The following is a 12,606-nucleotide window of genomic DNA, read 5'->3' as shown; positions in this document are numbered from 1 at the left end:
TCGCTACCGGGGCGTGACGATGTACGTCGCGGTGACGCCGTCCTTCGTCTCCGACACGGTGAGCACCACGCGGTGGGCGTCGCTGCGGAACAGCCCGAAGGCGCTCGACGAGTCGGCACGCTTCGCGGACTCGGTGTACCCGGCCGCGGCGAGCTGCTCGGCCGCCGCCGGGAAGTCGTCGACCGAGGCCACGCGGACCTGCACCACCCAGCCGGAGCCGTTCGGGCCGGCTCCGCCGCCGAGCACGGTGCCGTCGACGAGCGGGACGTCCGAGGTCGGGAAGCCGTCGGGGACCCTGCCGTCCGAGGTCACGCCCGTGCCGTCGAGGGCGGCGTCGAGCGCGCCGTCGATGCCGCCGGCGACCGAGGCCATGCCGTCCTGGATCGCCTCGCCGTCGATGCCCCGCACGGTCTCGCTCACGTCCGATGCGACCGACGAGCCGAGGTCGGTCGCCTGACGGACGGCGTCGGCGGAGCAGCCGGTCAGGCCGGCGAGGGCGATGCCCGCCGTGACGGCGGCGATCAGGGTCCGGGTCGTGCGCATGGGCAGCACCCTAGGCGGCCGGACGGGAGGCGCGGCGTGCGTTCGCTGTGAAGCTCCCGTCCAGCGCGTCGCCGCGTGAGCCATGGCCCCCGGGGCGGGCACGAGAGGCCAGCGGCCGTCAGACCAGGTAGGCGCGTGCTCCGGCGGTCAGGGCGTCGACCCCGACGGGGATCGCCGTCTCGGCCTGCGGCGCGTAGAACGGCGAGTGGTTGCTCGGGATCTCCTCGCCGCGGCGGAACAGCTCCGGGTCGGTGATGCCGGTGAACCAGTACACGAGCGGGACCCCTGCCGCGGTGGCGAGCTGCCCGACGTCCTCCGACGCCATCGCGAGCCCGATCTCCAGGTCGCGCGCATCGGGGACCGCCTGACGGAGCGCCTCGAGCACGCGCTGCGCGGCCTCGGCGTCGTTGACCGTGACCTCGGCACCGGGCGCACGCTCGATCGTCGGCGCGTCGAGGCCGCCCGCCTCGCTCTCGGCGCGGACGATGCGCTCGATCGAGGCGATGATGCGCTCGCGGGTCTCCTCGTTCCGAGCGCGCGTCGAGATCTCGATCACGGCCTGGTCCGGGATGATGTTCGGCCGCGTACCGGCGTGGAAGCTGCCGACGGTCACCACGCCGGCGTCGGACGGCGAGACCTCGCGCGAGACGACGGTCTGCAGCCGCACGACGGCGCTGGCGGCGGTGACGACGGGGTCGAGCGAGGCCTGCGGCGCCGAGCCGTGTGCGCCGCGCCCGTTGAAGGTGACGGTGAGCCGGTCGCTGGAGGCCATCACGGGGCCGGAGCCGACGGCGACGATGCCCACCGGTGCCGGCGCCGAGTGCTGACCGAGCACCACGTCGGGCTTCGGGAACCGCTCGACCAGGCCGTCCTCGATCATGGCGCGGGCTCCGGAGATGACCTCTTCCGCGGGCTGGAAGACGGCGACGACGGTGCCGTGCCACGCGTCGCGGGTGGCGACGAGGCGTTCCAGGCTGCCGAGCAGCCAGGTGACGTGGATGTCGTGCCCGCAGGCGTGCATCGTCGGGACCTCAGCGCCCTCGTCGTCACGGCCGGTGTGCGCGCTCGCGTACGACAGGCCGGTGCGCTCCTGCACGGGCAGGCCGTCCATGTCGGCGCGGAGCCACACGACCGGGCCCGCGCCGTTGGACACAACGCCCACGACACCCGTGCCACCGACACCCGTGGTGACCTCGATCCCGCCGATCTCCGCGAGCCGGTCGGCGATGACGCCGGCGGTGCGGTGCTCCTGGAAGCCGAGCTCCGGGTGGGCGTGCAGGTCCTGGTACAGCGAGAGGAGGTCGAGAGTCACCCGTCCACCGTAACGCCGGACGCCGACGGCCCGGCCACCTCGGTGAGGTGACCGGGCCGTCGGACGGAGGACGCGCCTCCGGTGCGCTCGGTCTACGCGTCCTGGCGCTTCAGGCGGGCGTACGCGCGCTGGCGGGCCTGCGCGTCGAGCTCGACCTTGCGGATGCGGACGGCGTCGGGGGTGACCTCGACGCACTCGTCCTCGCGCGCGAACTCCAGGCACTCCTCGAGGGAGAGCTGACGCGACGGCGTCATCGACTCGAAGGAGTCGGCGTTCGCCGAACGCATGTTCGTCAGCTTCTTCTCCTTCGTGATGTTGACGTCCATGTCGTCGGCACGGGAGTTCTCACCGATGACCATGCCCTCGTAGACCTCCTCCGTCGGGTTGACGAAGAACGTCATCCGCTCCTGGAGGTTCGTGATGGCGAAGGGCGTGACGACGCCGGCGCGGTCGGAGACGATCGAGCCGTTGATGCGCGTCTGGATCGGGCCGGCCCACTCGTCGTAGCCGTGGAAGATCGCGTTCGCGATGCCGGTGCCGCGGGTCTCGGTGAGGAAGGACGTGCGGAAGCCGATGAGGCCGCGCGACGGCACGATGAACTCCATGCGGATCCAGCCGGTGCCGTGGTTCGTCATGTTCTCCATGCGACCCTTGCGCGCTGCCATGAGCTGCGTGATCGCGCCGAGGTGCTCCTCCGGCGTGTCGATCGTCATGTGCTCGTACGGCTCCTGCAGCTTGCCGTTCTCGTCGCGCTTCGTGACGACCTGCGGCTTGCCGACCGTGAGTTCGAAGCCCTCGCGGCGCATCTGCTCGACGAGGATGGCGAGCGCCAGCTCACCACGGCCCTGGACCTCCCAGGTGTCCGGGCGGCCGATGTCCTGCACCTTGAGCGAGACGTTGCCGATCAGCTCGCGGTCGAGGCGCTCCTTGACCATGCGCGCGGTCAGCTTGTGGCCCTTGACCTTGCCCACCAGCGGCGACGTGTTCGTGCCGATGGTCATCGAGATCGCCGGGTCGTCGACCGTGATGGTCGGCAGCGGACGGACGTCCTCCGGGTCGCTCAGGGTCTCGCCGATGGTGATCGTGTCGAAGCCGGCGACGGCGACGATGTCACCGGGGCCCGCGGACTCGGCGGGGTAGCGGTCGAGCGCCTTCGTGATGAGCAGTTCGGTGATGCGGGCGTTCGCGACGGTGCCGTCGTGCTTGACCCACGCGACCGTCTGCCCCTTCTTCATCGTGCCGTGGAAGATGCGGAGCAGCGCGAGGCGACCGAGGAACGGCGAGGCGTCGAGGTTGGTGACGTGCGCCTGCAGCGGGTGCTCGTCGTCGTACTGCGGAGCGGGGACGTGCTGCAGGATCGCCTCGAACAGCGGCTCGAGGTCGTCGTTGTCGGGCAGCTCGCCGTCGTTCGGCTTGTTGCGGCTCGCGGCACCGGCACGACCCGAGGCGTACACCACGGGGACGTCCAGGATGGCGTCGAGGTCGAGGTCGTCGACCTCGTCCGCCAGGTCCGAGGCCAGGCCGAGCAGCAGGTCCTGCGACTCGGAGACGACCTCGTCGATGCGGGAGTCCGGGCGGTCCGTCTTGTTGACGAGCAGGATCACCGGGAGCTTCGCGGCGAGCGCCTTGCGGAGCACGAAGCGGGTCTGGGGCAGCGGGCCCTCGGACGCGTCGACGAGCAGGACGACGCCGTCGACCATCGAGAGGCCTCGCTCGACCTCGCCGCCGAAGTCGGCGTGGCCCGGGGTGTCGATCACGTTGATGGTGATGCGGCCACCGGGGTTGAACTCCTCGGCGTGCTTCCCGTTGTAGAGCACCGAGGTGTTCTTCGCGAGGATGGTGATGCCCTTCTCGCGCTCGAGGTCGTTCGAGTCCATCATCCGGTCCTCGCCCTCGAAGTGGGCGTCGAACGAGTTCGTCTGCGTGAGCATCGCGTCGACGAGGGTGGTCTTGCCGTGGTCGACGTGTGCCACGATGGCGACGTTGCGCAGGTCGGACCGGGTGGCGAGCGCCATACAGGACATCCTTTGGTGTTCGGAAGAGGATCGGGCGGCCGGTCGTCGTGGACACACGGCACCCGCGGGCAGAACGCCCGACACGCCAGTCTACCGGTAGTTCGCAACCGACAGGAGTACAGCCCATGAGCCGACGGCGAACGTGGACCGAGATCACGATCGTCCTCGCGCTGTCCCTGGGCGGCAGCGCCCTGTACTCGGTCCTGCAGATCATCGACGACCTGTCGCAGACCAGCCCGCTCGGCGAGCAGTCCACCGCGCTGAACACGTCGACCACGACCGTGCAGTACGTCGACCTCGCACGGCAGCTCGTCGGCATCGCGGTCGACCTCGCCCCGGTCGCGCTGGTCTGCTACCTGCTCTGGAGCGTCCGTCGCCCACACCTGCAGCGACTCGGCATCGACCGGTTCCGGGTCCGCCCGGACCTCGGGGGCGCGGCCGTCATCGCACTGTGCATCGGCGTCCCCGGACTCGCGCTGTACTTCACGGGGCGGGCGCTCGGCTTCACCGTGGACGTCGACCCGGCGGCCTTGAACACGTACTGGTGGACCATCCCCGTCCTGCTGCTCTCGGCGATCCGGTCCGGGCTGCAGGAGGAGGTCATCGTCATCGGCTACCTGTACGAGCGGCTCGGCGGGCTCGGGTGGGGGCGCTGGCAGGTGATCCTCTCCACCGCCGTTCTGCGCGGGAGCTACCACCTGTACCAGGGGTTCGGGGCGTTCGTGGGCAACGCGGTGATGGGCGTCGTGTTCGGGTGGATCTACACGAGGTGGGGCCGGCTCCTCCCCCTCGTGATCACCCACTGTCTGCTCGATGCCGTGGTGTTCGTCGGGTACCCCTTCGTCGCGCAGGCGTTCCCGCAGCTGTTCCGGTAGGCACACGCTCAGGATCGTCCGGGCGCACGCCCAGCGTGCCGGAGCCCCGATCGCAGCGGGCGGCCCTACCGTGAGCCCATGCACATCCCCGAGGTCGGCGAACCAGCGCCCGGCTTCACGCTGCCCGGGACGATCGTCCGCAGCGGCACCCGCACCGACGGCGAGTACGCCCTGTCCGCCGAGATCGGTCGCACGGTCGTCCTCGCCTTCTACCCCGGCGACGCCACCCCGGTGTGCACCGCCCAGCTCTGCAGCTACCAGGAGGAACTCGACGACTTCGGCGACCTCGGCGCCGTGGTGTGGGGCATCAGCCCGCAGGCGCTCGACTCGCACGAGGCGTTCGCCCGCGGATCGTCGCTCACCTTCCCGCTGCTCAGCGACACCGCGGGCGACGTCGTCCGCGCCTACGGGCTGCAGGCTCCGGGGATCGGCCTCCGGCGATCGGTCTTCGTGATCGGGCCGGACGGCGTCGTGCGGTGGCGTCACGTCGGGCTGGTCGGACTGCGGTTCCCGAAGGCCGACACGATCCGGACCCAGGTCGAGCAGCTCGCCGACTGAGCCGTGGTCGGCGGGTCGGTTCCCGAGGGTTCCGTCGAGGGGTGTTGACACCCGGACGGGGGACCGCGGACCATGGACGGCACGAGCGGTCCGCAGGACCCGCCTCCCCGGGGGACCGGGTCGTCCGGAGGTACGCGCCGGTGTGTCACACCCGCTCCCCGGACATCCCCGGGGAGGCGCTCTCGGCAGCCCTCCGGCGCTCACCTCGCCACGGTCGCCTAGCATCGTCGGGTGCCCCCCACCGTGATCGTCGCCCCCGGCATGCGCGTGCTCGCCGTCGTCCTCTGGGCCGTCGCCGTCGTGCTCGTCCCGCTCGCCCTGGTCGGTGGGGGCAGCGTGTGGCTGGCGCCCGTGCCGAGCTGCTTCATCGCCCTCGTCGCCTGGGCCGTGTTCTGGCGCCCCCGCTTCGAGTGCACGCCGGAGCACCTGCGCATCGTCGACGTCCGGCGGACGAGCACCTACGACTGGCGCCGCGTGACCGAGATCCGGACCAGGTACGGCATCGAGGTGGTGACGAGCGAGGGCGTCCGTCGCACCTGGCTCGCCACCCGTCCGACGGCCCGCCTCGGCGCCGCGACCGGCCGTCCGGGAGGCGTCACCCGCCTCGACGTCGACGCCGCGGCTCGGCGGATGCGCGCCTTCCTCCCCGCACCGGTGGAGCAGGAGGGCCCGCCCCCGGCGACGGTCGTGCCGGCGCGCATCACCCACCGCCCCCACGGTTGGTCGGTCGTCGGGATGATCGTGCTCGGTGTGCTCGCCTCCATGGCGGGTGCGCGGCTCTGAACCGACGACGCGACGCCCCCGCCGTCCGAGGACCGCGGGGGCGTCGTTCTGTCGGTCGGACTACTCGGTGTAGCCGACGTCCTGCCACTTGACGGAGCTCGACTGGAACTGCGCCGGCCCGTAGTTCACCAGGTCCTTCCGCACACCCCAGGCGTAGGGCTCCGCGAACAGTGGGATGGTGCCGGCGACCTCGACGATCTTCTTGTCGATGGCCTGGGCGTCCTCGACCCGGGCGTCCGCGTCGAGCTCGGCGTTCGCCTTGTCCCACGCGGCGCCGAGCGAGTCGTCGGTCACACCCGAGTAGTTCTGACCGGCATCCGCCGGGTAGAAGATCGACTTCAGCGACGACACCGGGAACGGCGTGCCCTGCCACGCGAAGTAGGTGGCGTCGAAGTCGCGCGTCTCGGTGGTGATGTACTTCGTGAAGAAGTCGTCGGTCGGGACGGTGTCGATGGTCACCTTGAAACCGGCGGCCTTCGTCTGCTGCTGCACGAGCTGCGCGATGTTCGCCGAGTTCGGGTTGTCCGACGGGATCACGAACCGGACCTCGAGCGTCTTGCCGCCCTTCGCCGCGTAGCCGTCGGAACCGATCGTCCAACCGGCGTCCTCGAGCTTCTCCTTGGCGTCCTCCGTGCTGTAGCCGTAGACCTTCGAGGCGTCGTCCTCGTAGCCCTTCTGCCCCGGCAGGTACACGAGGTTGTTCAGCACGTCACCCGGGCTCTTCACCGGCGAGAGGATCGCCTGGGCGAGCACCTTGCGGTTGATCGCCTGCGCGAACGCCTGGCGCACCTCCTGGTCCTCGAAGACCTCGGACGTGCCGTTGAGCGTCACGTGGCGCCAGGTGGTGCCGAGCGAGCGCTCGATCTTCGAGTCCGAGCGGCTGTTCGCGGTCTTCAGGTTGTCGGCACTGCCGTACAGGTTGAAGGCGTCGAGCTCCTTGTTCGCGTACGCCTGGGCGAGGCCGTCCCGCGACACGGTCTTGAAGACGATCGTGTCGAGCTTCGGCTCGTCTCCCCACCACTTGCTGTTCTTCTCGAACGTGAGCACACCGCCGTTGGCGTCGAAGGACTCCACGACGTACGGGCCGCCGGAGACGTACGTCTTGCCGTCCGCCGCGTACGGGCCCTTCGCCCATGCCTCGTTGAAGTGCTCGGGGGTGTCCACCGCCCAGTACGGGTAGATCCCGTTGAGGACGCTCGCCCAGTCGGCGTTGGTCTTCTTGAACGTGATGACCACGTCGCGGTCGTCGGAGCCCTGCGAGACCGATTCGACGTCCTCCCACACGTTCGTAGCGAGCGGCGCGAAGGCCTCGTCGGTGCCGTTGAGCGCCTTCCAGTTCGCGGCGACGTCCTTCACGGTGATCGGCGTGCCGTCGGACCAGGTGGCCTCCGGGTTGATCTGGACCTCGACGGTCTGCGGCGAGTCCTTCGTCAGCTCGACGGACTCGGCGTAGTCGGGGTTCGCCTCCCAGTCGCCGTTCTCCTTGAACTGGACGAACCCGGGCAGGTAGACACCGGCGATGGTCTGGTCGTCGACCGTCCCGGAGTCCAGGTTGCTGAGCTGGAAGTTGGCGGGAGCGGTGTCGATCGGGAGCGTCAGCGTGCCGCCGTCCTTGATCGAGTCACGATCCGCGGACGTCCACCCGGTCGACTGCAGTGACGACTGGGCGACCGCGGAGCTGCTCTCGCCTGCCGTGCCGCCGCCGGAGCAGCCCGCGAGCACGAGGGCTGTGGCGGCTGCGGTGGCGAGCACGGCGGTGCTCTTGATCCTCATTCGCATCGCGAGGATCCCCTTTCGATGTGGTTCGCGCTGAGCGCTTCCGAACACCGACGGCCCCTGCCGCCGGTGTGTTGGTTGAGAACCCTAGTCACATCCGCAGTCCCCACGAGAGTCCCTGCGAGGAATCGAAACACGGCTGTAACAGATGTTGCATAGCGTCACTTCGCATCACCACGACGCGGTCGGCAGGGGTTACGCTCTCGACACCGACAACGCCGTCCGTACCCCTTGCGAGGTCCATCGTCCATGCTTGCCTTCATCGCGAAGCGGATCGTGAACTACGTCATCCTGACGATCGTCGCGACGACCCTCGGCTACCTGCTCGCCAGTTCGACCCTCAACCCCGCGTCCCGGTTCCTCGGCCGCAACCCCCCGGTCCCCCAGGGCACGATCGACGCGTCGCTGCAGAAGATCGGCGCTGATCCGAACACCCCGCTGCTCGTCCGCACGTGGGACTGGTGGGTGGGGCTCGTCACCCACGGATCGCTCGGGCTGAGCGCCCGGGGCACCGAGGTGACCGCCGACATCGTCGCCCGCTCGGGCACGAGCCTCCGGCTGCTCGTGATCGGCACGCTGCTCGGGGCCCTGTTCGGCGTGCTGCTCGGCGTCTGGAACGCCGTGCGCCAGTACCGGGCGTCCGACCAGGTGTCGACCTACCTGTCGTTCGCGGTGCTCGCGACGCCGCCGTTCGTCATCGCGGTCGTCCTGATGATCCTCGCGACCGGGCTCAACAACGCCACCGGGACGCAGCTCATCAGCTTCACCGGTGAGTACACGCCGGGGGTGACGGGGTTCTTCCCGGTCCTCGGCGACCGGCTCGTGCACCTGCTCCTGCCGACGATCTCGCTCACGCTGGGTGCCGTCGCCTCGTACTCGCGGTACCAGCGGTCGGCGATGCTCGACGTGCTCTCGAACGACTTCATCCGCACCGCACGCTCGAAGGGTCGGACCCGCGGGTCGGCGATCATGCGCCACGGCGTCCGCGTCGCCCTCATCCCGATGTCGACCTTCTTCGCGTACTCGTTCGGCCTCATCCTGACCGGCGCGAGCATCACCGAGCTGGTCTTCAGCTGGCACGGCATGGGCGAGTACTTCGTGCAGAGCATCACCAACAACGACATCAACGCGGCTGCGGGCACGATCCTCTTCACGGCGGTCCTCGTGCTCGTCGCAGGCACCCTCGCGGACCTGCTCTACGCCGCGCTCGACCCGCGAGTGAGGGTGTGACCCGTGTCCGTACTCGACCCCACCACCACGACCACCGTCGGTGACCCCGGCGACGGCGCGGCCGGCGAGCCGGCGCACGTCGTCCAGGTCACGGGCGGCCGGACGCCGCTCTGGCGCAAGGTCTTCGGCACCTGGCGCGCCCGGATCGGCGGCGGTGCCCTGCTGCTCATCATCCTCTGGGCCTTCGTGGGCCCATCCCTGTACCACTGGAACGCCGTCGACTCCGACGGTCTGGCGTTCGGCGCGGCTCCGAGCGCGGCGCACTGGTTCGGCACGAACGACATCGGCCAGGACATCTACGCGCAGACGCTCGTCGGCCTGCAGAAGTCGCTGCTCATCGGTCTCATCGCCGGACCCGCCGCGACCCTGATCGCCGGCATCGTCGGAGCGATCGCGGGCTACTTCGGCGGCTTCGTCGACCGGGCGCTGGTCTGGGGCATCGACCTGCTGCTCGTCATCCCGTCGTTCTACGCGCTCGTGCTGCTCAGCCCGCTCTTCAAGAACCTCAGCTGGGTCGCGCTCATCATCGGGCTCGCGATCTTCGGCTGGATGATCATGGCCCGCGTCATCCGCGGACAGACGATGTCGCTGCGGGAGCGCGACTACGTCAAGGCGGCCCGCTTCATGGGCGTGCCCTCGTTCACGATCATCCGTCGGCACATCCTGCCGAACGTCGCGTCGCTGCTCATCATCGACGCCACGCTCGGCGTCGGCGCGATGATCCTGTCCGAGAGCGCCCTGAGCTTCTTCGGCTTCGGCATCCAGGTGCCGGACGTGTCCCTCGGCACGCTGCTCGCCGCGGGGAGCCAGTCCGCCGTCACCCGTCCCTGGCTCTTCGTCCTGCCCGCCGCGACGCTCGTCGCGACCGTGCTGTCGACCAGCCTGCTCGGCGACGCCCTGCGCGACGCCATCGACCCCACCTCAGGAGCCAACCGTGACTGAGCCGCTGCTCACCGTCTCCGACCTGTCCGTCACGTTCAACCCGAAGACCAAGCCGGTCTACGCGGTCCGCGGTGTCGACTACTCGGTGCACCAGGGCGAGTTCCTCGGCATCGTCGGTGAGTCCGGCTCCGGCAAGTCGGTGTCGTCGATGGCCGTGATGGGCCTGCTGCCGTCCTCCGCTCACGTGCAGGGCAGCATCCGCTTCGACGGGCAGGAACTCGTCGGCCGCAACGACCGCGAGATGTCGCGGCTGCGCGGCAGCGACATCGCCATGGTGTTCCAGGACCCGCTCTCCGCCCTCACGCCGGTGTACACGATCGGTCAGCAGATCATCGAGGGGCTCAAGCTGCACGACCGTGCGCTCTCGGCCCAGGCCGCCCGGGTCCGCGCCGAGGAACTGCTGCGCGCCGTCGGCATCCCGAACCCGGCCCGTCGTCTCGACGCCTTCCCGCACGAGTTCTCCGGCGGCATGCGGCAGCGCGCGATGATCGCGATCGCCATCGCCAACGACCCCAAGCTCATCATCGCCGACGAACCCACCACCGCCCTCGACGTCACGATCCAGGCGCAGATCCTCGACGTGCTGCAGACGGCGAAGGACATGACCGGCGCGGCCGTCGTGCTCATCACGCACGACCTCGGGGTGGTGGCCGGCAACGCCGACCGCGTCGCGGTGATGTACGCCGGCCGGATCGTCGAGACGGCACCGGTCGAACCCCTCTTCCACGAGCCGGTGATGCCGTACACGATCGGGCTGCTCCGGTCGATGCCGAACATGACGTCGTCGCGATCCGAGCGCCTCGTGCCCCTCGACGGTCGACCACCCCTGCTCACCGCGAAGCCGACGGGCTGCCCCTTCGCGGACCGGTGCCCGGCCGTCCTCGACGCCTGCCGCGAGGGCGAACCCGCCCTGCTCTCCCCGAGCGTGGCCGCGAGCGGCGACAACCCCGTCCTCACCGGTTCCGTGTCGACGATCTCGAACGGGGCGTTCGCCGACGACCACACCGCCGCGTGCATCCGCCGCGACGAGATCGCCGCCGGCACCCTGTCCCGGTCGGAGATCTTCCCCCGCCCGGAGGACATCCCCGAGGCCACCGTCGACCACGGCGACGACGTCGTCCTCGAGCTGCAGGACGTCGTGAAGACCTTCCCGCTCACCAAGGGAGCCGTCTTCCGCCGACGGATCGGCGAGGTGCACGCGGTCGACGGGATCTCCCTGACGCTTAAGCGCGGGCAGGTCCTCGGCCTGGTCGGCGAGTCCGGCTGCGGCAAGACGACGACGATCATGGAGATCCTCGAGCTCGCCGGCGCACAGCAGGGCACCATCCGCGTCAACGGCGTCGACACCGGGACCCTGTCGAAGCGCGACCGCCGCGCGCTCCGGAGCGACATCCAGGTCGTGTTCCAGGACCCGATGGCGTCCATCGACCCGCGCCTCGACATCGGCTCGGTGATCGGCGAGCCGCTCACCGTGCACGGCGTGCCGAAGGAGGACATCCGCCGTCGGGTGCGCGATGTGCTCGAACTCGTCGGACTCGAGCCGAGCTACATCGACCGGTACCCGCACGAGTTCTCCGGCGGCCAGCGGCAGCGGATCGGCATCGCCCGGGCACTCATCGTCGAGCCGAAGATCCTCGTGCTCGACGAACCCGTCTCCGCGCTCGACGTCTCCGTGCAGGCCGGGGTCATCAACCTGCTCGAGGACCTCAAGCACCGCCTCGGGCTGTCGTACCTCTTCGTCGCGCACGACCTGTCCGTGGTCCGGCACATCGCCGACGACGTCGCGGTGATGTACCTCGGCCGCATCGTCGAGTACGGCGAGGGCGACCGGGTCTTCGACGCCCCGCAGCACCCGTACACCCGGGCACTGCTGTCGGCGGTGCCCGTCCCCGACCCGACGGCCGAGGCCGACCGCGGCCGCATCCTGCTGCAGGGCGACCTCCCATCGCCGACGGAACGCATCGAGGGCTGCCGCTTCCGCACCCGCTGCCCGCTGTACCAGCTGCTCGACGAGGGACGGCAGCAGCAGTGCCGGACGATCGATCCGCACCTGGAGGACGTGGCGGGTCGCGGTGTGGCCTGCGTGCAGACCGACCAGGAGCACCTGCTCACGGAGCACGCGGCCGCCACGGTCTGACAGACCCCGGGACGGCCGGGAGGAGCGTGGCGGACCCGCCGCGCGCCTCCCGGCCGTCGTCGTCCGGCAGGGCGGGGTGCGATTCCGCGAGCGCGGCCGTTCCGCGGGCGGGCGGAACACGTCGTGCTCGGGCGCTCCTGGGGGACGAGCGGGCGGGATCGGTGTGTCCCACGCACCCGTGGGCACCGGAAGGGCCCGCTCGCGGGAAAGGGCGATCGAGCGGCGGGATCTGTGCGGCCCACGCACCCGTGGGCACCGGAAAGGCCCGCTCGCACAGAGGGGGACGGACGAGCGGGCGGGATCTGTGCGGCCCACGCACCCGTGGGCACCGGAAAGGCCCGCTCGCACAGAGGGGGATGGACGAGCGGGCGGGATCTGTGCGGCTCACGCACCCGTGAGCACCGGAACTGCCCGTTATACACATGGCCGAGGCCA

The 12,606-nt window shown here is 70.2% G+C and carries 10 protein-coding genes; 6 read left to right on the top strand and 4 right to left on the bottom strand.

Annotated elements, in window-relative coordinates; translation table 11 throughout:
• Positions 1-3: 3 nt before the first annotated feature.
• The 3 genes from DEJ23_RS08265 to typA all read right to left on the bottom strand — a co-directional run bounded on the left by DEJ23_RS08265 (position 4) and on the right by typA (position 3,870).
• A complete protein-coding gene (locus tag DEJ23_RS08265; RefSeq protein ID WP_111239798.1) occupies positions 4-543 on the bottom strand; it encodes a hypothetical protein in 540 nt (179 codons plus the stop codon).
• A 118-nt stretch (positions 544-661) separates the two neighbouring features.
• Entirely contained in the window at positions 662-1,855 is a 1,194-nt protein-coding gene (locus DEJ23_RS08260) for an amidohydrolase (protein ID WP_111239797.1), read from the bottom strand.
• 92 nt (positions 1,856-1,947) lie between these two features.
• Positions 1,948-3,870, bottom strand: a complete 1,923-nt coding sequence (gene typA, locus DEJ23_RS08255; protein WP_111239796.1) for a translational GTPase TypA — start codon at positions 3,868-3,870, stop codon at positions 1,948-1,950.
• Positions 3,871-3,995: 125 nt separating this feature from the next.
• On the opposite strand from typA, the gene DEJ23_RS08250 reads away from it, so the two are divergent.
• The 3 genes from DEJ23_RS08250 to DEJ23_RS08240 all read left to right on the top strand — a co-directional run bounded on the left by DEJ23_RS08250 (position 3,996) and on the right by DEJ23_RS08240 (position 6,086).
• Entirely contained in the window at positions 3,996-4,745 is a 750-nt protein-coding gene (locus tag DEJ23_RS08250; protein ID WP_111239795.1) for a CPBP family intramembrane glutamic endopeptidase, read from the top strand.
• Positions 4,746-4,823: 78 nt separating this feature from the next.
• The gene (locus tag DEJ23_RS08245) at positions 4,824-5,303 is read left to right on the top strand and encodes a peroxiredoxin (RefSeq protein WP_111239794.1); all 480 of its coding nucleotides are present in this window, start codon (positions 4,824-4,826) and stop codon (positions 5,301-5,303) included.
• Between the two features lie 231 nt (positions 5,304-5,534).
• Positions 5,535-6,086, top strand: a complete 552-nt coding sequence (locus tag DEJ23_RS08240) for a hypothetical protein (RefSeq protein WP_146240235.1) — start codon at positions 5,535-5,537, stop codon at positions 6,084-6,086.
• Positions 6,087-6,146: 60 nt separating this feature from the next.
• Here the strand turns inward: DEJ23_RS08240 and DEJ23_RS08235 are convergent, their stop codons facing one another.
• Positions 6,147-7,859, bottom strand: a complete 1,713-nt coding sequence (locus tag DEJ23_RS08235) for an ABC transporter family substrate-binding protein (protein WP_181429181.1) — start codon at positions 7,857-7,859, stop codon at positions 6,147-6,149.
• Between the two features lie 252 nt (positions 7,860-8,111).
• Here DEJ23_RS08235 and DEJ23_RS08230 point away from each other — a divergent pair, with 252 nt between their 5' ends.
• The 3 genes from DEJ23_RS08230 to DEJ23_RS08220 are packed head-to-tail and all read left to right on the top strand — an operon-like array spanning position 8,112 to position 12,171.
• The gene (locus DEJ23_RS08230; RefSeq protein ID WP_111239791.1) at positions 8,112-9,092 is read left to right on the top strand and encodes an ABC transporter permease; all 981 of its coding nucleotides are present in this window, start codon (positions 8,112-8,114) and stop codon (positions 9,090-9,092) included.
• Between the two features lie 3 nt (positions 9,093-9,095).
• Positions 9,096-10,034, top strand: coding sequence for an ABC transporter permease (locus tag DEJ23_RS08225; protein WP_111239790.1), 939 nt, complete (start codon positions 9,096-9,098; stop codon positions 10,032-10,034).
• The gene (locus tag DEJ23_RS08220; RefSeq protein ID WP_111239789.1) at positions 10,027-12,171 is read left to right on the top strand and encodes an ABC transporter ATP-binding protein; all 2,145 of its coding nucleotides are present in this window, start codon (positions 10,027-10,029) and stop codon (positions 12,169-12,171) included. The genes DEJ23_RS08225 and DEJ23_RS08220 overlap by 8 nt, the downstream gene beginning before the upstream one ends.
• Positions 12,172-12,606: the final 435 nt, after the last annotated feature.

It is taken from the genome of Curtobacterium sp. MCSS17_008, assembly GCF_003234185.1.
Taxonomy (GTDB): Bacteria; Actinomycetota; Actinomycetes; order Actinomycetales; family Microbacteriaceae; genus Curtobacterium.
The sequence above is the reverse complement of the archived record's forward strand: the minus strand, read 5'-3'. Positions and strand labels throughout refer to the sequence as shown.

Coding starts and splice junctions, on each gene's coding strand:
- DEJ23_RS08265 (WP_111239798.1), bottom strand. CDS start 543: ATGCGCACGACCCGGACCCTGATCGCCGCCGTCACGGCGGGCATCGCC.
- typA (WP_111239796.1), bottom strand. CDS start 3,870: ATGGCGCTCGCCACCCGGTCCGACCTGCGCAACGTCGCCATCGTGGCA.
- DEJ23_RS08250 (WP_111239795.1), top strand. CDS start 3,996: ATGAGCCGACGGCGAACGTGGACCGAGATCACGATCGTCCTCGCGCTG.
- DEJ23_RS08245 (WP_111239794.1), top strand. CDS start 4,824: ATGCACATCCCCGAGGTCGGCGAACCAGCGCCCGGCTTCACGCTGCCC.
- DEJ23_RS08235 (WP_181429181.1), bottom strand. CDS start 7,859: ATGAGGATCAAGAGCACCGCCGTGCTCGCCACCGCAGCCGCCACAGCC.
- DEJ23_RS08230 (WP_111239791.1), top strand. CDS start 8,112: ATGCTTGCCTTCATCGCGAAGCGGATCGTGAACTACGTCATCCTGACG.